The sequence below is a fragment of the Acidisarcina sp. genome (assembly GCA_035539175.1).
Taxonomy (GTDB): Bacteria; Acidobacteriota; Terriglobia; order Terriglobales; family Acidobacteriaceae; genus JANXZS01.
The window spans coordinates 12,498-32,194 of sequence record DATLIY010000004.1; the positions used below are offsets into that span (position 1 = coordinate 12,498).

Annotated in this window: 11 protein-coding genes; 5 read left to right on the forward strand and 6 right to left on the reverse strand. The window is 58.2% G+C overall.

The annotated features are described in order from the left end of the window. Positions 1–174 precede the first annotated feature (174 nt). Positions 175–2,025, forward strand: a complete 1,851-nt coding sequence (locus VM554_01385) for a carbon starvation protein A (GenBank protein HVJ07014.1) — start codon at positions 175–177, stop codon at positions 2,023–2,025. A 39-nt stretch (positions 2,026–2,064) separates the two neighbouring features. Here VM554_01385 and ilvA read toward each other — a convergent pair whose 3' ends face one another. After that, positions 2,065–3,282, reverse strand: a complete 1,218-nt coding sequence (gene ilvA / locus VM554_01390; GenBank protein HVJ07015.1) for a threonine ammonia-lyase — start codon at positions 3,280–3,282, stop codon at positions 2,065–2,067. 189 nt (positions 3,283–3,471) lie between these two features. Between ilvA and VM554_01395 the strand changes: the two genes are divergently transcribed. The 4 genes from VM554_01395 (at position 3,472) to VM554_01410 (ending at position 12,388) form a co-directional block, all read left to right on the forward strand. After that, complete coding sequence (locus VM554_01395) at positions 3,472–3,960, forward strand: hypothetical protein (GenBank protein HVJ07016.1); 489 nt, start codon at positions 3,472–3,474, stop codon at positions 3,958–3,960. Between the two features lie 266 nt (positions 3,961–4,226). Then, positions 4,227–5,411, forward strand: coding sequence for a DUF5666 domain-containing protein (locus VM554_01400; GenBank protein HVJ07017.1), 1,185 nt, complete (start codon positions 4,227–4,229; stop codon positions 5,409–5,411). Positions 5,412–5,493: 82 nt separating this feature from the next. Next, the gene (locus VM554_01405) at positions 5,494–8,436 is read left to right on the forward strand and encodes a carboxypeptidase regulatory-like domain-containing protein (protein ID HVJ07018.1); all 2,943 of its coding nucleotides are present in this window, start codon (positions 5,494–5,496) and stop codon (positions 8,434–8,436) included. A 535-nt stretch (positions 8,437–8,971) separates the two neighbouring features. Next, positions 8,972–12,388: a choice-of-anchor D domain-containing protein gene (locus tag VM554_01410; GenBank protein ID HVJ07019.1), complete on the forward strand. Its 3,417-nt coding sequence runs from the start codon at positions 8,972–8,974 to the stop codon at positions 12,386–12,388. A gap of 164 nt (positions 12,389–12,552) precedes the next feature. Here the strand turns inward: VM554_01410 and VM554_01415 are convergent, their stop codons facing one another. The 5 genes from VM554_01415 to VM554_01435 are packed head-to-tail and all read right to left on the reverse strand — an operon-like array spanning position 12,553 to position 19,401. Next, positions 12,553–14,097, reverse strand: a complete 1,545-nt coding sequence (locus tag VM554_01415) for an ABC transporter substrate-binding protein (protein ID HVJ07020.1) — start codon at positions 14,095–14,097, stop codon at positions 12,553–12,555. After that, positions 14,090–15,292, reverse strand: coding sequence for an anhydro-N-acetylmuramic acid kinase (locus VM554_01420; GenBank protein HVJ07021.1), 1,203 nt, complete (start codon positions 15,290–15,292; stop codon positions 14,090–14,092). Before VM554_01420 ends, VM554_01415 begins: the two co-directional genes overlap by 8 nt. Continuing rightward, a complete protein-coding gene (nagZ, locus tag VM554_01425) occupies positions 15,289–16,383 on the reverse strand; it encodes a beta-N-acetylhexosaminidase (GenBank protein ID HVJ07022.1) in 1,095 nt (364 codons plus the stop codon). The genes VM554_01420 and nagZ overlap by 4 nt, the downstream gene beginning before the upstream one ends. 2 nt (positions 16,384–16,385) lie before the next feature. Continuing rightward, complete coding sequence (gene mutS / locus VM554_01430) at positions 16,386–19,070, reverse strand: DNA mismatch repair protein MutS (GenBank protein HVJ07023.1); 2,685 nt, start codon at positions 19,068–19,070, stop codon at positions 16,386–16,388. Positions 19,071–19,128: 58 nt separating this feature from the next. After that, on the reverse strand, positions 19,129–19,401 hold the full coding sequence (locus VM554_01435) for a hypothetical protein (GenBank protein HVJ07024.1): 273 nt from the start codon (positions 19,399–19,401) through the stop codon (positions 19,129–19,131). Between the last annotated feature and the right edge of the window lie 296 nt (positions 19,402–19,697).

The following is a 19,697-nucleotide window of genomic DNA, read 5'->3' on the forward strand; positions in this document are numbered from 1 at the left end:
GTCAAGGTAAGTCTAAGGGCTAAATAGCTTTTCCACCAGCAGGAAGGGGCTGCTCCTTAAATTCTGTTTGGGGTCTACCGGGTTCGCTCTACACAGTTGTCCTATCTGTGGACTAGACTGGTCGCTGGAATTTCACTGCCGGGATTTCAGAGTGGCATTCTTCGAGGCCATCCGATGAACACGCTAGCTATTCTTGCAGGCGCTTTATGCGTTTTTGCGCTTGCCTATCGTTACTATAGTGCCTTTATAGCGGCCCGCGCCCTTGTGCTCGACGACCGTCGTCCCACTCCAGCTCACACCTATGAAGACGGATTTAACTTCGTGCCGTCTCCGAAGTGGGTGCTGTTTGGACACCACTTCGCGGCGATTGCCGGTGCGGGGCCTCTCGTCGGTCCTACCCTCGCTGCGCAGTTCGGGTTCGCGCCTGGTTTCCTATGGATCGTCGTCGGCGGAGTGCTTGCCGGTTGTGTTCATGACTTCACCGTACTGGTCGCCTCTGTCCGCCATAATGGCCGTTCGCTGGCGGATATTGCGCGGACGGAGATCGGTCCATTTGCCGGGGTTGTCACCATGATTGCGGTGCTGTTCATCTGCATCGTTACGCTCTCCGGGCTGGGGATTGTGGTGGTGAATGCGTTGTCCAATAGTCCGTGGGGCGTCTTTACCATCGGCATGACGATTCCCATCGCCATCGCCATGGGCTGGTGGATGTTCCGCAGCACTCCAGGTGAGATTCGCGTAACTGGCCCCAGCATCTTCGGAGTCGTGCTCCTGCTGGCTGCGGTTGTCGGAGGTCACTGGTTCGCGAATTCTTCGATAGCACACGTGCTTGTCTTTAGTCCTCATCAGATCACGATTGTGATGGCCATTTACGGCTTTGCCGCGTCTGTATTGCCGGTGTGGCTGCTGTTGACGCCCCGCGATTACCTTTCCACCTACGTCAAGCTGGGGACCATCGCGCTTCTCATCATTGGCGTTTTTGTGGTGCATCCTCAACTCCAGTTTCCCGCCTTCACCTCCTACATCCATGGAGGCGGTCCCATCATTCATGGAAAGTTGTTCCCGTTTCTCTTTGTCACTATTGCCTGCGGAGCTATCTCCGGTTTCCATGCACTGGTCGCCTCTGGCACAACGCCCAAGATGCTCGACAAGGAGTCGGATGCCCGCTTCATCGGCTATGGTGGAATGCTGGCGGAGTCTCTGGTCGCGGTTCTTGCGTTAATTGCCGCATGCTCGCTCCATCCTGGAGATTACTTCGCGATCAACGTGGCCCCAGCGACCTTTCAGAAGCTTGGCATGCATACGACGGAGCTCGACCTGCTTTCGCGGGAAGTGGGTGAGAAACTTGCCGGCAGAACTGGTGGGGGTGTCTCGCTGGCTATCGGCATGGCGCACATTTTTCGCGGCCTGCCCCACATGGACCGATTGGTGGGCTATTGGTATCACTACGCCATCATGTTCGAGGCGTTGTTCATTTTAACCACCATCGATGCGGGTACGCGCGTTGCGCGGTATGTTCTGCAGGAATTGCTTGCTCACGTGTACAAGCCGTTCGGCAATACTTCCTGGACTCCCGGCGTGTTTGTTTCCACCCTCGCAGTGGTGGCGTCATGGGGATATCTGATCTATACCGGATCGATCTCGACGATCTGGCCGCTTTTTGGAGCAGGGAACCAGCTGCTGGCAACAATCGCGCTCGCTGTCACTTCCACCTTCCTGGTGAATATGGGGAAGGCAAAATATGCGTGGATCACTGCGGTGCCAATGGTCTTCGTAGCGGTCACCACCGCTTACGCGGCTGTTTTGTCGATACGAGATATCTTCTGGCCGATGGCCCAGGTCCCTGCAACGAGATTTCAGGGTTATCTGGAAACGATGCTGATGGCGCTGTTTCTTTTGGGGGTCATTCTGGTGGTCGCTGCCGCTCTGCGCCGTTGCTGGATGACACTTCACGGCGTACCCGTTCCTGTCGAAGCCTTCGGCCCACCAGAGACCGGCGAGACCGTGAACATGCGCTGCTGCTGATCTTATCGGAAGAGGGAACGCTGGCAGGAACGCTTGCGATTACTCAATGCGCTCGTGGCGATAACCTTCGTGGCTGAGTGCCGCGAGGATCTCGGTTATGTGTGCCGTACCGCGCGTTTCCAGTGTCATATCGATCACGGTATCGCCGAGACTCACGCCGTAGTAGGCACGATCGTGCTGCGTCTGCACAATGTTTGCGCGCTGATCCATCAGGATCTGCGTGAGCAGGTGCAGAGCGCCGGGGCGATCTGACAAGTGAATCCGCAGTCGCATGCGGCGTCCGTCCTTTACCAGGCCGCGTTCGATGATCTTGGCCAGCAGGCTGACGTCGATGTTGCCACCGCAGACCAGTACAGCGGTTTTCTCATTGTGGAGTGAGGTCTTCTTCTGCAGCAGAGAGGCCAGCGCCGTGGCGCCTGCTCCTTCAGCCAGCAGCTTTTCGCGCTCCAGCAGCACCAGGATGGCCTTGGCGATCTCCTCCTCATCCACCGTGACGATCTCATCCACGTACTTCTTTACCAGTGGGAAGGTGAGGTCGCCGGCACGGCGTACGGCGATGCCGTCGGCGATGGTGGCTTCAGCCGGAAGGGTAACCGGTGTGTCTTCTTGAATCGCTCGCAGCATGGAGGGAAGCCGCTCCGTCTGCACCCCTATAACCCGTATGCTTGGATTCGATTCCTTGATAGCGCATGCGACGCCGCTGATGAGGCCGCCACCGCCAATCGGGACAACGACCGCCTCCAGATCCGGAACTTGTTCGAGCAATTCGAGTCCGATCGTACCCTGGCCATTGATAACTGCCGGATCGTCGAAGGGATGGATGAAGGTGAGGCCCTCTTCCTGACAAAGTTCGAGCGCCCTGGCGCACGCGTCGTCGTAGTTGGCTCCCGCCAGAACCACCTCGGCGCCAAAGCCGCGCGTGGCAGATACCTTGACCAGCGGGGTCATCATCGGCATTACGATAACCGACCGGATGCCCCGGAGTGATGCGTGGTAGGCGACCGCCTGCGCATGATTGCCTGCGCTGGCCGCGATCAAGCCGCGCTTGCGCTCCTCGTCCGACAAGGTCAGGATGCGATTGAGCGCGCCGCGCTCCTTGAATGCGCCGGTGCGCTGCAGGTTATCCAGCTTGAGGTAGACCTGCTGGCCGGTCAGTTGCGAGACCTCTTCGGTTTTGGCGCAGGGCGAGCAGTAGATGAATTCATGGATGCGCTCCCGGGCACGTTTGATTTCAACCAAAGAGACTTCTGCAACCATGTCTTCCACGCCTTTCTTTGAAAAGGGGATTTCATTTAGTGTAACAGCCGCCCCCCTGGACCATTGCCGTGTCGTTTCGCGGAACAGTTGTCAGGGCGTCGCGCGGGCTGGTTTTACCCTTGTCGAAGACGGAGCTGGCCCTGTGTCTGCTAGCATTTCCATGCGAAGTTCACTTGAGGAGCCAGATTCATGCGGCGAGAGTTTTACCGTTTCCTCCTGGTTGCGACAATGGCCGTTTTTGCAAGTCCACTGGTGTGCACGGCCATCGATGTTCCGGTTCCGGCAAGGTGCAGCCCAGAGGTGAACCAGCGGCTGACCGAACTTCTCGCATCGGGACAATCCGGCACTGTGGATAACGTAATGGTTTGCGGCGTGACGGTGAGTGCATCGCGGACGCAGCGCGGCGGCCCGCATGGCGATCATCAGATTCTGCCGCTGCGGGTGACGACATCGACGGGCGAGGTGCGGCTGGTCGAGGTTGTCACCAACGACGATCTGGATGGACGAGTCACGGCAGCGCCGAACACCCCAGTCTTTGCCTACGGTCAAGCCTTCTTCCCAAGCAGGGGAAGATTCGTTGCTGGGATCCACGATGTGCACTGTGCGACGCACCGCGGTGCGGACAATGGCTGGGTGGTTGTCGATGGAGAAAAGCATCCGGCAAGCTGTCCCCGATAGGTCATTCTTTCCGTGGTTCCTGCTGCCCGAGGTCTCGCATAATCCGAGCACGCCCCAGGCCGACAGCATTTCCCTAATGGAATAACACTTCGCTGTTTCTATTCCTTTTCTTTCGCATAAGAGTGCGACTCTTTTCCCTCTGCGTACGTCTGTCAAAGTAGAAGCCTCTCTCTTCCTTAGCTTCCTGCAGCGCAAGGGCAAGGGTGCGTCATACTGGCTTCGAATCGAAATGGATGCTGCACCGAATTAAGGGGATTTTTTTGAGAATGTCAGAACGAAGGCAACAGTGGGTTTTTCAATACCCGTATACGCTTCTGGTTTTACTCGCTGTGCTCTGGACGATTTCTGCAGGGCGTGCCTTGTCACAGGCGACCTCGCGCCAGTTGGGAACGGTGAAATCCATTGCCGCTGACAGCATTTCGCTAACTACCGATACGGCCCAGGATGTAGTTGTCCATGCCGCCCCCGATGCCAAAATCGTCAAGATTCCGGCGGGAAGCAAGGACATGAAGGCCGCGCAGCCCATCGAGATGAAGGATGTCGCGGTCGGAGACCGGCTTCTGGTCCGGGGAAGCCTTGGGGCCGACGCTCACACGTTTGATGCCACCTCCATAATCGTGATGAAGGGCGAAGACATCCAGCAGAAGCGCCTGCGGGAGCAGGAGGATTGGCAAAAGCATGGCACTGGCGGCCTGGTGAATGCGGTCGATCCTGTTGCCAACACGATTACCGTCTCTTCCGGACGTGCCGGGGATACAAAGAAGACGAGGATCCTCGTCTCTTCCTCTACCGTAATCCGCAAGTACGCTCCCGACTCTGTGAAGTTCGAGGATGCCCAGTCGAGCACGCTGGCCCAGATCAAGCCCGGAGATCAGCTCCGTGTGCGAGGAGCGCGCTCAGCCGATGGAGCAGTGGAGGCCGAGGAGATCGTCAGCGGCTCCTTCCGCAACCTGGCCGGAATTGTCTTGAATATCGAGCCTGCCGGCGAAGTTCTGACGATGAAGGACTCCGCTACGCAGAAGCTTATCGAGATTAAAATCACCGCGGACTCGCAGTTGCGCCGCCTGCCCCCCACGGCAGCGCAGATGCTGGCTCGCCGCGTATCGGGCAAGGAAGCGCCGGCGGGTTCACCGGCATCCGGCCCTTCTGCAGCAGGCACGGCTGCCAATGGGCCGCATGGGCCGGCGGGTATGCCTGGCCAGACGCCCGCCCATGAAGCGGCAGATCTGCAGCAGATTATGAGCAGGCTCCCCGCGATGCCAGTCTCGGAACTGCGTTCCGGCGATACCGTCATGATCGTTGCCACACCGGGCGCAGCCCATGGCGACGGAACCGTGATCACGCTGCTTGCCGGAGTGGAAGCGATCGTTGCCGCCACGCCCAAAGGCAGTCAGGCGATGACTCTGTCGCCATGGGACCTCAACAGCACTTCGGCCGATGCCGCGCAATAACGGCGGCCCGACTTTGAGAAATAGCTTTGCACCTTCACTTCCATGCAGTACCAGCCGCCCATCGACGATGGCAGGAGTAGGGATGTTTTTTTTAAGAGTATTGAGGTATTTCGCACTTCTTGTCTTTCTGTTGCCCTTCGGTGTTCTCTCCGCCACAGCCCAGGAGAACGTTAGTTTGCGCGGCATGGTTACGGACCCCTCCGGAGCAGTGATTCCCGGTGCCACCGTTACCCTGACCTCTGCCTCCGCAGCGAAGTACACCGCGACTTCGGGTGCTGACGGCGCCTATCAGATTCGTGGAGTTCCGGCCGGGGTCTACCAACTCGGTGCATCCGCCGGCGGTTTTGCGGCCTACCTGCGACCGGGCGTGCAAATTTCCGCGGGAGCATCCCGTAGCCTGGACATCAAACTGCAGATTGAGTTGCAGCAACAGCAGGTCGAGGTTACCGACAACGGCGCGACACTCGATACCAGTTCGGAAAGTAATGCCAGCTCTCTCGTCGTCCGGGGCAAAGACCTGGATGCGCTCTCCGATGATCCCGATGAGCTATCGAATGAGCTGCAGGCGTTGGCGGGACCCTCGGCAGGCCCCAACGGAGGCCAGATTTACGTGGATGGATTTACCGGTGGCGACGTTCCTCCGAAATCCTCCATCCGCGAGATTCGCGTGAATCAGAACCCGTTCTCTGCGCAGTACGATTCGTTGGGATACGGGCGTATCGAGATCCTTACCAAACCTGGAACCGACAAGTTCCACGGGCAAGTAAACGTGAATGGGAATGACTCGTCATTCAATACGGCGTGGAGCCCGGTAACCCAAACCGCTACCACCCAGCCACCACAGCCCTCCTATCACTCCTCCATGGTGATGGCGAATCTAGGTGGGCCCATAAATAAGAATGCATCGTTTGCGCTCTCCTTCAATCGGCGGAGCATCGCCGACAATAGTCTGGTCAACGCCACCATCCTCGACAGCAATCTTCAGCCTGTCTCCTTCGTGAGCTTTTTGGGGAATCCCCGGACCCGGCTGGAGATCTCTCCGCGCATTGATTACCAGCTTGCCGCCAACAACACGCTCACGGCACGCTACGAGTACGAGTCCAGCTCCGAAGACAACAGCGGAGTGGGAGGATTCAGCCTGCCCTCTGTCGGCTACAACTCGAGTCAAACGCAGCACAACATTCAGGTAAGCGACACGCAGATTTTTGGAGCCCGGGTTGTCAACGAAACACGCTTCCAGTGGGTGCGCAGGGTGAATGCCCAGACTCCGCAATCCACCGCAGTGACGGTGTCGGTTGCAGGCTCCTTCAACAGCGGCGGCAGTTCGGCAGGCAAGCAGAACGACATACAGAATCATTACGAATTTCAGAACTATACATCTCTGGCGCTGGGCAACCACTCCGTGAAGTTTGGCGCGCGCCTGCGGGACAGGAGCGACGACAACACTTCCTACCAGGGCTTCAATGGAACTTACATCTTCACCTCCCTTTCCGCCTATCAGAAGACTGTGCAGGGGCAGCAGCAGGGGTTGTCGCCGGCGCAGATCCGCGCCATGGGAGGCGGAGCGTCGCAGTACACCAGCGTGACCGGAAATCCCACGGCAAAAGCAAATGTCTTCGATGCCGGCCTGTACGCGGAAGACGATTGGAAGGTGCGTCAAAGTGTGACGCTGAGCTATGGGCTCCGATTCGAATCCCAGAATGAGATTCATGACCACGCCGATTTTGGGCCGCGGGTCGGAGTTGCCTGGGGCATTGGCAAGAGTAAGACCGGTGCGCCGAAAGCAATTGTTCGTGGCGGTTTCGGGCTCTTCTACGACCGCTTTGCGTTATCCAACATCCTGCAGGCGCAGCGGCAAAACGGGATCAACCAGCAGATCATCAGCATTGCCGATCCAGACACGTATTCCTCCGGGTCGACGGGGAGTGCCGCAGTTTCTGTCACACCGTCTGCGACGAATTCCTCCGGTTCGGTTCCGGGCCGCTATCAGATCGATCCCAATATGCATGCTTCCTACACAATGCAGACCGGGCTCTCCCTGGAAAAGCAGTTGCATAAAAGTGCAACTGTATCGGTTACATACCTCAATGCCAGGGGAGAGGATGGCTACCTGACGCGCAACATCAATGCGCCGCTGCCAGGCACCTATAATTCGCAGGATCCCACCAGCGGGGTTCGTCCGAATGGTACGCTGGAGAACATTTATCAGTATGGATCGCAAGGCAGATTCAATCAGAATCAGTTGATTGCCAACGTGAACCTGCGGCCCTCAAAGAGCTTTTCTCTCTTTGGCTTCTATGCGTTCAGCCATGCCAGCGCGGATAGCAACGGCAGCAACTCCCAGCCTTCGCAGCCCTACAATATTCATGCTGATTATGGCCGTGCCGCTTACGACGTGCACCATCGCCTTTTTCTTGGCGGGAGCGCGACTCTGCCTTACCAGTTTGTGCTGAGTCCATTTATCGTGGCGAGTTCCGGGTCACCCTTCAACATCACGACCGGGACCGACCTCAACGGAGACTTTCAGTACAACGATCGTCCCGCCTTCGCGACCGATCTCACTCGCGCCAGTGTGGTGCGGACAAAGTATGGAGCTTTTGATACTGATCCGATCGCGGGACAAACAATCATTCCTGTGAACTACAAAGAGGGCCCGGCACGCTTTACCGCGAATCTTCGTGTCGCCAAGAATTTTGGCTTTGGTCCGAAGGTGGAGGGACGGGGAGGGTCCTCGGGAGGCCCCGGTGGCCCTGGTGGTCCTGGTGGACCTCACGGCGGAGGTCCAGGTGGGGGCGGAGGCTTCGGTGGGCCTCGGGGTGGCTTCGGCGGAAGTTCCTCTTCGAATCGCTACAACCTGTCGTTTAGTGTGCAGGCGCTCAATATTTTCAACATGGTGAATCTTGCCAACCCAACGGGCGTTCTCACTTCGCGTACTTTTGGCGAATCCAACGCCCTGGCAGGCCAGATCTTCTCCTCGTCGAGTGCTGTTCGAAGGATCTTCCTGCAAACAACATTCAGTTTCTAGAAGCGTTATGGTAGCTACCAACCCGTTTCGCAAAGACCCCATGCTGACCAAACGACCCTCTCCGGAGGGTCGTTTTTTTGCTTTTCGCTAAGAAGTGTTATTCCACGCGGGGCCAAATTGTGCGAAGCTGTATGCCCACAGGAGGTAACCCATCCCTGCTCGATCCCTATCGAGTATGGAAGAGGAATCATCCGGCCCTGAACCTACCGAAAAAACCAGAAAGACTTCGATTCATGGAAGATTCGAGAAGACCGAGCGCCAACTTTTCGGCGTTGCGATCTAACATCTTGGTTGCATAGACCACTAATGCCCAGAATGTTATAAACTTTGCAGCCGAGGAAGCTATTCGGTAAACACTCAACCGCGCAGCACCTTCGAAACATGTGCTGGCAGGCTGATGAAGAAGCTCTAGCCCCTTGAGATTTTGTGCATTCCTCGTTTCTGTAGTTTCTTTAGAACTCAACACCCGGCGCCGTCTTGAGTCCGTGTGTGCGTCATTCCAGAATGACCTCGTTTTTGTTCAAAGGAGCTCTGCATGCGTAACAACCCTCTGTCTCGCGTCAAAATCGGATCCATGGCGCGGCTTCTGCCAGCCGTCCTAATATTAGCCGCGACGCCTGCAGTGAAGGCGGCAACGGCCCCTATCGTCTTTTCGGGCTTGGAGTCTTCACCGTTTGGCGGAACCTTTCAATCGGCAACGAGCGCCGCGACAGATGCCACGGGCAATCTATACGTTTCCGAGCCTAACCAGAACCGGGTCAGCATGGTCGCGCCCGACGGAACTCGCACAGTTTTGTCGATTAGCGGCCTCAGTGCTCCCGTTGGCCTCGCTGTCGATTCCGGAAACAATCTATGGGTAGCAAATTCGGGAGCCAACAATGTAATTCGCCATCCGTTGGGTGGCGGTGGCGATGCGACTCTCAGTGGTTTTAGCACGCCCTACAACCTGGCGGCGGATGCTGCCGGCAACGTCTATGTCTCCAATGCGGCAACCAATACCGTTTCCAAAATCAGCGGTGGCGTCGTCACGCCGCTGGTATCGGGTGGCCTGGGTGGTATTCGCGGGCTCGCCGTGGATTCGGCGGACAATCTTTATATAGGTATCAGCGGCTCGGGACAGGTAGTGGATGTTTCCGCAACCACGGGTACCGTCAAGGGCACAATCACTCCCTCGTCCTCGTGCCAGGTCTTCGATCTCTCGGTGAATCCAACCGGGGATCTCTTCGTAGCCTGCGGCAACAAGTCGGTTATCTATCGCGTCCCGAATGAAGCCGGAATCCTGACAGTGGCCGATCAATCGGTCGTTGCCAGCAGTGCTATTCCGGGCAGCGCCGGAGTTCACGGACTGGCCTTCGGTGGTGGCACTCTCTATGCCACCAGCGGCCAGTCAATCGTGGATAAGATTCAACTCGACTCCGTCAATCTTGGCTCTTTCGCAATCAGTTCTCCCACCTCTACGCTGGCCGCGACTGCAACGCTGAATTTCTCAGCGATTACCACGTCATCGATCGGGAGTGTGGTTGCATTTTCTGAAGGCATAGCGCAGTCCAACCCGGCTGGGCCAGCCGATTACCGAATCTCCAGCACCGGAACCACCTGCCCGGTCAATGGCGGAAGCCTGGGCGCCGGCAGCACCTGCACCGTGACAATCACTTACTATCCAAACGGAGTTGGCGTTCGCCATGGCGGTGTGCTCTTCTCCGACTCTGGCAATCAGCAGCTCTTTAACCTTCCACTCTTCGGAATCGGCCTCGGCAGCAGGGTTGCATATGGGCCGAGTATCATCAATGCCTTTGATCCTACGGTCGCCGGGCAATCCCTCAACGGGCCGGTAGCTATCCAGGTAGATGGGGCGGGGAACCGCGTCGTCGTTGATATCCTGAACAACCGCGTTGTGAAGTTCGATCAGCAACTCACGACGGGTTCTGTCGTCGGAACGGGCCTCACGCTTCCTAATGGCGTCGCAATCGACGGGAGCGGAAATGTGTATATCGCAGATAGTGCTGCGGGCATCCTGATGGTTCCCAATGAAAATGGAACCCTCAATTCCGCCCATCAATCTGTCGTGACCACCGATGTGTCTCTGCCCTCAGGAATGCGTTTCGACCGCGCTGGAAATCTGTATGTCGCGGATGCCTTCAATAACCGGGTCATTAAGATTCCATTTGAAGATGGCAAGGTAAATGGGCTTCATCAGACGACGGTCGGCTCTGGATTCGTCCAGCCCAACGGTGTTGCGATCGATCCCTCCGGAACTGTGTACGTTGCCGATACAGGCAACAATCGAGTGGTGCGGGTTGCTCCCAATGGGGCCCAATCGACTGTGTCCATCGACATCGGTCAGATCAATAACCTGGCCCTGGAAGCGCCCGGCGATGTGACTCTGGACGCGGCAGGCGATCTATATATCTCTGACACCAACAACTACCGCATCATCTATGTCTCAGCCGATGGACTGGTTCAGGCCGTGGTGCCAGGTGCACAAACGCCTTCTCAACCGGGCTATGGCGCTTTCGGCGGCATCTGGATCGACCCAATTGGTTGGCTCTACATCCCGGACTTTCTGGCAAACCGGATCGAAGAGGTCCAGAATTTCCCATTCCCGCTCAACTTCCCGCTGACGCCGATTGGCGCCACCAGCCAGCCCCAGGTTATCCAGACCAGCAACATTGGAAACACCCCGCTGAGCATCAAGAAACTGAGCTTCCCGAAGGACTTTCAGCAGCAGTCCGTGGGCTCTGCGCCGGTTCCGGATTGCTCGGGCACTTCCACACTGGCTAGCGGTACAAGCTGCCTGATTGGTGTCGTCTTCCAGCCATCCAAGTCGGGGACATTCCAGGAAAATCTGAATGTCGTGAATGATGATCTCAACACCCCGCCGCCGTATAACACGGACGTCTTCCCGCTATCCGGGACCGCGCAGAGCATCCTGAGCGTGACTCCGCTGTCGCTCACATTTGCCGTAACACCGGATGGATCGGTTTCAGCGGCTCAGACATTAACCATCACAAACCTGACCAAGAGCTCCACTAGCCTGACCTTCAGTTTCACGGGATCGAATCCCAGCGACTTCGGGATTTCCTCCCAGACTTGCGGATCCACCTTGGCTGGCAAGACAAGCTGCACGGTCTCCGTGGTCTTTAAGCCGGTGCTGCCGGAGAATGGAGCTCGCTCCGCACAACTCCTGATTGCCAGCGGTGTTGCTGGCGGATCTGTCACAGTGGCTCTCAATGGCACGGCTACGATTCCTGCGCTTGTTGCGAGTCCAAACTCTTTAACCTTCCCGCCAACTCCGGAGTTTACGCAGTCGCAGATGGCGTTTACTCTGACGAACCTTACCTTTGTTCCGGTCTATCTCCGGTTCAGCACAACCTTGAACCCGGTTGCCTTCACTCCGCTTCCGAGTCCTGGCTGCAACGGTTTGATCGCAGCGAATTCATCGTGCACTGTAGGCGTTATCTTCCGCCCGACGGTATACGATCCAATCAATCCTGCTAACAATCTGCTGACCGATGTTTTGACTGTCTTAGGCAGTACGGATGGTATCAACTACAACTTCTCAACAACGGTGTCATTGGCTGGGGTTGTCACAGCGCCTCCGGCCGGCGTTGTTGCAGCACTCGGAAAGGTTCTGCCAAATGCACGAGTAACGCTCAGCCCATCGAACGTCAGCTTTGGGCAGCAGTCCCTCTTCACCGCAGCTTCCACAACCCTCAATGTAACGAACCACACTGGGCTGGCCAGCTACCTGTCTCTTACCGTTCCAACAGGTTACGCAGCCAACTCTTCGTGCCCGGCAGTCCTCAAGTCGGGAACATCCTGCCAGGTCACGTTGTCCTTCCGTCCGGATACGGCCGGATCGCACGACGGTTACCTGACCACAACCCTGATTCCGGTCAATGGTAGTGCAAGCCATTCTTCCCGGGTCAGCGTATCAGGCACAGGAAAGTAGGAAGCTGCTCCTTTACGTTGTAACAACTGAAAGGCCCGTTCCAATTCCGGAGCGGGCCTTTTTCTTTGCAGCGATAAGGCGGAATCGGCGAGCTGGACCGCGAATTCATTTCGCAGATCAAGTTCGGTTTGCTGGTTCGCACACCAGGCGTTGCTTGCGAGAGCTTATGGACGAAGCTTTGCAGTTCTTAGGAAGTCAAAGTTGCCGGAGCTGGAGGGTTGCAGATCTTCCAGCCTTCGATTGTGAATCATCACGGTGTCCAGATACCAGAGGTTGATCGATGGGAGATCCCTGGCAAGGATCTGCTGGGCCTGCTCGTAATCCCTGCGGCGCTGGTTCTGGTCACTGACTTTGGCCGCATCGTTCAACAACTGGTCGAGTGCGGGATTCAGATAGCGGCCGCGATTCGCACCGTGGGGCGGAAGGCTGGCGGTGTGGTACGCATAGCGGAAGATATCCGGGTCTTCATTGCCGCCCTGCCAGCGCAGCGTATACACCTGGAATGCGCCTCGGGTGATGTCTGCATAAAAGCTGGCAAACTCAAAGCTGCGTACTTCAAGCTCGATTCCGATCTGTCGCAGTTCCTGTTGCAGAATCATCGCCAGTAAGCGGCTAGTTTCATCGGTCGAGGTCTTCAGCGTCAGATGAAAACGAACTCCGTCCGGCCCTCTCTTGAGGCCAGCCTCATCCAGAATAGAGTTGGCATGTTGCGGATCGTAATCGTAGTGCGGAAGGTTGGGCGACCAGGCCCAATGGTCGGGTGGCAACAGGCTTTCGGCTGATCGCGCACGGTCCCTCCACAGTGAGTGAATGATAAGAGGGCGATTGATCGCATACGCGATCGCCTGCCGTACGCGCACATCGCGCAACGCAGGATCGCTGACATTGAAGGAGATGTAATTCAGGACCGTTCCCGGCTTCGTCTCCACGACAAGATCGGGCCGTTTCATCAGTGCATTGGTCATGTCTGCCGTTAGCGCATTGATGCAGACATCGGCGGAACCCTTTTCCATTTCCAGCGCACGGGTAATGGCATCCGGCACTACGGCAAAGCGGATGTGCTCGATATTCGGCTGTGGCTGCCACGAAGTGGAACTGCGCTCGAGTACGACCTCTTTGTCCTGCTCCATTCTGACAAAACGATAGGGACCGCTGCCCACCGGATGCTGGCCAAACTCGCGCCCGCTGCCTTCGGGCACAATGCCGATTGCGCCATCCGATAGATTCCACAGCAGGGCTGCATCGGGCTTCTTCAGCCGCACGATGACGGTGGTTGCGTCCGGAGCCTCAACGCTCTCGATGTTCTGGAAAGCGCCGGCCTTGGCGGTAATGATCGGGCCATGCAGAATGGTGTCCAGCGTCCATTTCACATCCCGCGCCGTAAGCAGACGCCCATCGTGGAAATGAACGCCGCTATGCAGATGAAAGATGTACGTCTGCGGGTTGGGAGTCTCCCAGCGCTCTGCCAGCCACGGCTGGACGTTGAAGTGTTCATCGCGCCGAACCAGCGCATCAAAAATCAGCGCATCGATGTGTTCGGATTGACCGTCGGTACCGATGCGTGGATCGAGATTCGCGGGACTGCTCTCGATCAGCATCGTCACGGTGTTGGGCAGCGGGGCGGGTTGTTTGCAGCCTGTCAGGCTCAAGGCGAGCGGGCCGAGGGCAACGAGCGCAAAGCCTGCTGCCAGCCGCTTCCGGTTATGCATAGGTGATCTGCCCCAGCAAAGCAGCTTCAGTGGCTCCCGTGGCCGATGGAACGTTGCCCGGCCTGTGATGCCATGTCTGCCACGCAAGCAGTGCGAACGCGGTTGCCTCCTTCGCTTGAGAGGGCAGTCCGAGATCGTCGCTGGTCATGATCCGGCAGTGAAGCGGCTCCAGTGTTGCGCGGAGCATCTCCACCAGCGTCGCATTCTGCGAGCCTCCACCGGAGAGCACATAGTCTACCGCTGCTCCCTGCATAAGCGGCTGGACAAATCTCTCATAGGCCAGCCCGATGCTGCGGGCGGTGAGCGCAGTAGCCGTGGCAACCGCGTCTTCCGGCTGCGTGCTGGCGCGAGAACAGAGCGCAGCAAATTTTCTGGCGTACTCTGAGCCAAACTCCTCGCGTCCTGCGGTCTTCGGCGGAGCGGCGGAAAAGAATGGCTGGCGCAGCAATGGAGTAAGAACCTCCTCCAGCACACGCCCCCGGGCCGCGATGTGTCCGCCGCGATCGAAGGACTGCTGAAAGAGAAGCTGCGTTACCGCATCGATGACCATGTTCGCCGGACCCGTATCAAAGGCGAGCACCTGAGAAATCCCGGCAGAGCGGGGCACTGCAGTAAGGTTGCCAATTCCGCCCAGATTCTGCAGTACGCGGCCTCGTTTTGCATCGCGGAAGAGAACGTAGTCCAGCAGCGGAACCAACGGAGCGCCCTGTCCTCCCGCCGCCATATCCGCCGGGCGAAAATTCGAGACGACAGGAACCCGCATCTCTCGCGCCAGCAGTGCCATCTCTCCAATCTGCCAGGTGCAGGCGAAGGTTCGCCCGGCATAGCGTTCGGGTTTGGCCTGGTGATAGACCGTTTGCCCATGGCACCCGATGAGTTGCAGCTTTACAGGGTGCTCTGCCAGCGTGCTTCGAACCGCCTCCGCATAGGTGATGCCGAGCCGCCAGTTGAGCCGCGCCAGCTCGGCGGTTGTGGTCGAACGAGCATCCATGGCGTCCAGCACGCTGCGGCGAAGAGCGGTGGAAAAGGGAAACGATACGTGCGCGATGAGCTTCAGGTCCAGCTCAAGGTCTGGGCCTGCACCCTTCGGCCGGATACGGACGAGCGCAACATCGACCCCGTCTGCCGAAGTGCCGCTCATCACGCCGGCAACGATCATCGGCTTGTCTGCAGATTCTGCTTGCGTGCGCCTCATCCCTGCCTCCGTGCGCCTGCTTCCTCCACTTCCGCCGTAAAACGTTTCGTCTCCTGGCGCAGGCGCTCCATGCGTGCGACGTTCAGTTGTGGTGCAACCTTTGCTACGAATTTACGCTTCCACCGGGCGAGCCTGCTCGCTGTGTTCGATATGCGCCGACGAAATGCCGCGGATCGCTCTGCCTCCGTGAGCAACGATTCAAAGGCGCGAAGGATGAGCGCTGGACTGTGGCATATCTCAATGCGATCGGTCCCTGCCAGCACGGCGGAGACGGCTGCCTCTTCTATCGAGGCGTGGCTGAGTATCCCGCCCATCTCCATGTCGTCCGAGAGAATCAATCCCCGGTAGCCAATCTTTTTCCGAAGTATATCCGTGATCCAGTATTTCGACACCGAAGCAGGTACGGGAGCGCCCTTCGTCGCAGGATAGCTCGCATGGGAGACCATCACCATCGGCAGAGCACTCGCGAGCTCGCGATAGGGAAGCATGTCCTCGGACCATAACTCGTCCCAGCTTCGCAGGATGCTGGGCGTTGCCTGGTGGGAATCCAGCGTGCCGCCGCCCAGCCCCGGGAAGTGCTTGCCGCATCCGATGGCGCCTGACTTCCTGAGCCCCTTGAGAAACGCCGCCGCATACGTGGCAACCTCTGCGGGATCAGGTGACGTGGTTCTCGTTTGCATGACCGCAGCGGATGCCGGCAATGCCAGGTCTAGGACTGGAGCGAGTGTTGTATTGAAGCCCAATGCGCGGACCTCGCGGCCAATCAGCTCGCCGTGACGCTCCGCCATAACCTTGGACCCGGTGGCCGCAACGGCTGAGGCCGACGGCATCGGCGCGATCACATCCCGCAGGCGATCCACCAGCCCTCCCTCGACATCGACGCAGCGAATGGCGGAGGCTGAGGACAACTCAGACACCGACGCCAGCAAATCTCGTGTCTGAGAAACATCCTCGATGTTTCTGCGAAAGAGGATGACTCCGCCGGGCTGCAGAAGCTTGATCCAGGCGCGTTCCACCGGGGTTAGCTGTGTGCCCTCAACGCCAACAATCAGAAGTTCTCCCACCAGTTGCCGCAGAGTCCTGGCCGCCATGGTTATGCCTTCTCCGTGCGCGAGCCCTGAATCTCGTTCTTCAGCTCTTCCAGCAGGTTGAGCGCCTGAAGCGGCGTGAGGGAATTGATCTCGGTCTGCTCCAGCCGGTCGACGATCCGCTGGGAGAGGGGAGTAAACATCGTCATCTGCAGAGGCGCTTCGGTTTCTACCGCAACGTTACGGCGTTCGGAGCGCTCATGCTGCCGCAGCACCTGCCTCGCCCTCTCCAGCACCGGGGAGGGGAGTCCGGCAAGCCGCGCAACTTCGATTCCATAACTCTTGCTCGCAGCCCCCGGTTCAATGGTGTGGAGGAAGATGATTCCCTTGGAAGTCTCCTTCACCGTCACGCGCAGGTTCTTCAAGCGGGGAAGCTGTTCGGCCAGCATAGTGAGTTCGTGGTAATGCGTGGCAAATAGCGTGCGCGCGCCTATCTCGGCATGCAGGAACTCCACCGTAGCCCAGGCCAGCGAGAGCCCGTCAAACGTGGCGGTGCCTCGCCCCATCTCGTCCAGCAGAATCAGGGAGCGCCGCGTCGCGGTGTTCAGGATGTTGGCCGTCTCCGTCATCTCGACCATAAAGGTGGATCGGCCGCGGGCCACATTGTCGCTAGCACCGATGCGTGTGTAGATGCGGTCCACCAGTCCCAGCCGCAGCCGCTCCGCAGGAACAAAGCAGCCCATCTGCGCCATGATCACCAGGAGCGCCGCCTGCCTTAAATAGGTCGATTTTCCGCCCATGTTTGGCCCGGTGATGAGCAGCAGGCTGGGGCCCTCCGTGTCGAGATAGAGGTCATTGGGGATGAAGCGGCCTTCGCCTCCAGTCTCCATCAGTCGCTCTACCACGGGATGGCGCGCGCCGATTGCCTCAAGGATCAATGCCTCTTCTATCTGCGGACGAACATAGTGGTGCAGCGCGGCCAGGTGCGCGAAATCAGCCAACAGATCGATCTCCGCGACGATCGCGCTTGTACGCCGGATTCGACTGGCGGCTGCGAGAACCGTAGCGCGAAGCTGTGCAAAGATGCGCTTTTCGATTTCGATAGCACGCTCATGCGCGGTAAGGACGCGAACTTCGTAGTCCTTCAGCTCAGGCGTGGTAAAGCGCTCGGCGTTGACCAGTGTCTGCTTTCGCTCATAGTCATCCGGGACAGCGGAGAGATTCGACTTGGTGATTTCGATGTAGTAACCGAAGACGGAGTTAAAGCGAACCTTCAGGGAGCTAATCCCGGTTCGCGTCCGCTCGCGCTCCTCAATCGCGGCAATGGATTGCTTGCCGCTCTGGCTCACACTGCGCAGCGAATCCAGTTCCTCGTCCACCCCCGCAGCGATGACTCCGCCCTCAGCCAGCGTCAGAGGCGGCTCTGGCAGCAGGGTGGCTAGAATCTTTTCGGAGATGTCTTCCAGCGTGTCCAGCCGGTCGGCACAGTCGTGCCACTTCGCCGCGGCCAGGCCGGAGACCGCCTGCTTAACCTGCGGCAGGTGCGCCAGAGAATTCCCCAGGGCCAGCAGGTCGCGTGGGCCGGCGCTGTCCAGCGAGATGCGCGCCAGCAACCGCTCCAGATCGAGAATGCCGGACAGCGTGCGCCGTACCCCTTCGCGGCGAACCAGATCCGCGTAAAGCTCCTCCACCGCCTCATACCGGCGCTCGATCTGATGGCGATCCAGCAGAGGCCGCAGAATCGAGGCTCGCAGAAGCCGTTTGCCCATCGGGGTCAGGCAGCAATCCAATGTATGGAAGAGGGTCGTCTCCTGCGAGGAGTCGGAGAAGAGTGTCTCGGTTAACTCCAGATTGCGTACCGTGACCTGATCGAGCTGAAGAAATTCCGAGCGCTCATAGAAGCGGATGCTATCGACGTGCCCGGCGTCGAGTTGCTGCGTGCTGCGCACATAATGCAGGACGGCGCCGGCTGCGGTGGCTGCGGTCGCGTGACCCGTCAGTCCAAAGCCATCGAGGGAGTGCGCTCCCAACTGCCGTTCGAGCAGGGGAATCGCATACTCGGCGGAAAAGACCCAGTCGTCGAGCCTGGTACGGGTAGGGATGCGCTCCAGCCCCCGCGTCTCATCGCCATCCATGGAGTCGAGCAGCGGCTGGTTGGTGGCAACCAGCAGTTCGCTGGGCTGGACCTTGGTGAGCTCATCGATAGCCAGAGCCATCGCACTCGCACCGCTGAACTCAGCCGCTCGAAAGTCGCCCGTGGATACATCCAGCAGGGCGACGGCGGCGGTCTGCCCGTCGGAATGCAGCGCTCCCAGGAAATTGTTGCGATCCGATCCGAGAGTGGGATCCATCGCAGTCCCCGGGGTGAGCACGCGAATCACCTCGCGCCGGACGATCTTCTTCGTCAGCTTCGGATCTTCCATCTGCTCGCAGATGGCGACACGATAGCCCTTGCGGAGCAGCCGCGAGATGTAGGATTCGGCGGCATGATACGGAACCCCGCACATGGGCACAGACCGTTCGCGGTCGCGGGCCGTAAGCGTAATCTGCAACTCGCGGGAAGCGGTTTGCGCGTCATCAAAAAAGAGTTCGTAGAAGTCGCCCATGCGGAAAAACAGCAGGGCGTCAGGATTTAACGCCTTGGCCCCCATGTACTGGCGCATGAATGGGGTAAGCGCTAGCGCGGCAGGGGCAGAGGACTCGTTTGTCACCGGGGTTGAATTTTCTTCAGGCACTGGAAATGCCAGCATACCGCGAACGGCATGCTGGCGTGTAGCCCAGAAATTTGCCGCGAAGTCCTAAGGCCAGTTAAATGCCGCCACCGTCTCCGGTTTCGGGCATTTTAGGGCTATTCGAAGCGTGCTGCTTCACCATCTCCTTATAGGTTGCCAGAATCAGAAGTGGAGCAGCCCATTGACCAATAAAGAGCGACATATGATCCTTGCCGGCGATCTTCAGCGCCACGGAGGCGAGCATCGAGGTAAAAGCAGCGCAAAAGAAACCTTTGCCAGGGCATTTCGTCGCGCCGCATTCAAACATCATCGACTGATCTTTCTTCATTTCTTCGGAGTGATCATCCATGAGGCATCTCCTGTAGGTGGAGTTTTTAGGCCACAGAAATTGGCGTATCCTTGCCCAACCTGGGTGGTGCCAACACTGTTTATGGACAGAGATGCGGAAAGTAGAGGCCAGGAAAGCAATCCAATGCAGCCAAAGGAGTCCAAGTTGGGTAGGATGAAAGTAGTGGTCTCTGGTAGCCGCAGGTCTGAGCGCGCAGCTTTTTAGAGCGGTCTGCAATTGTGCCCCAATACCTGTTCAGGTGTTGTGAGGAGAGATGCGGGCGAGTGTGACCTAGATCACTGTATACTAACGGGTAA

Coding starts and splice junctions, on each gene's coding strand:
- VM554_01385 (HVJ07014.1), top strand. CDS start 175: ATGAACACGCTAGCTATTCTTGCAGGCGCTTTATGCGTTTTTGCGCTT.
- ilvA (HVJ07015.1), bottom strand. CDS start 3,282: ATGGTTGCAGAAGTCTCTTTGGTTGAAATCAAACGTGCCCGGGAGCGC.
- VM554_01395 (HVJ07016.1), top strand. CDS start 3,472: ATGCGGCGAGAGTTTTACCGTTTCCTCCTGGTTGCGACAATGGCCGTT.
- VM554_01400 (HVJ07017.1), top strand. CDS start 4,227: ATGTCAGAACGAAGGCAACAGTGGGTTTTTCAATACCCGTATACGCTT.
- VM554_01405 (HVJ07018.1), top strand. CDS start 5,494: ATGTTTTTTTTAAGAGTATTGAGGTATTTCGCACTTCTTGTCTTTCTG.
- VM554_01410 (HVJ07019.1), top strand. CDS start 8,972: ATGCGTAACAACCCTCTGTCTCGCGTCAAAATCGGATCCATGGCGCGG.
- VM554_01415 (HVJ07020.1), bottom strand. CDS start 14,097: ATGCATAACCGGAAGCGGCTGGCAGCAGGCTTTGCGCTCGTTGCCCTC.
- VM554_01420 (HVJ07021.1), bottom strand. CDS start 15,292: ATGAGGCGCACGCAAGCAGAATCTGCAGACAAGCCGATGATCGTTGCC.
- nagZ (HVJ07022.1), bottom strand. CDS start 16,383: ATGGCGGCCAGGACTCTGCGGCAACTGGTGGGAGAACTTCTGATTGTT.
- mutS (HVJ07023.1), bottom strand. CDS start 19,070: ATGCTGGCATTTCCAGTGCCTGAAGAAAATTCAACCCCGGTGACAAAC.
- VM554_01435 (HVJ07024.1), bottom strand. CDS start 19,401: ATGGATGATCACTCCGAAGAAATGAAGAAAGATCAGTCGATGATGTTT.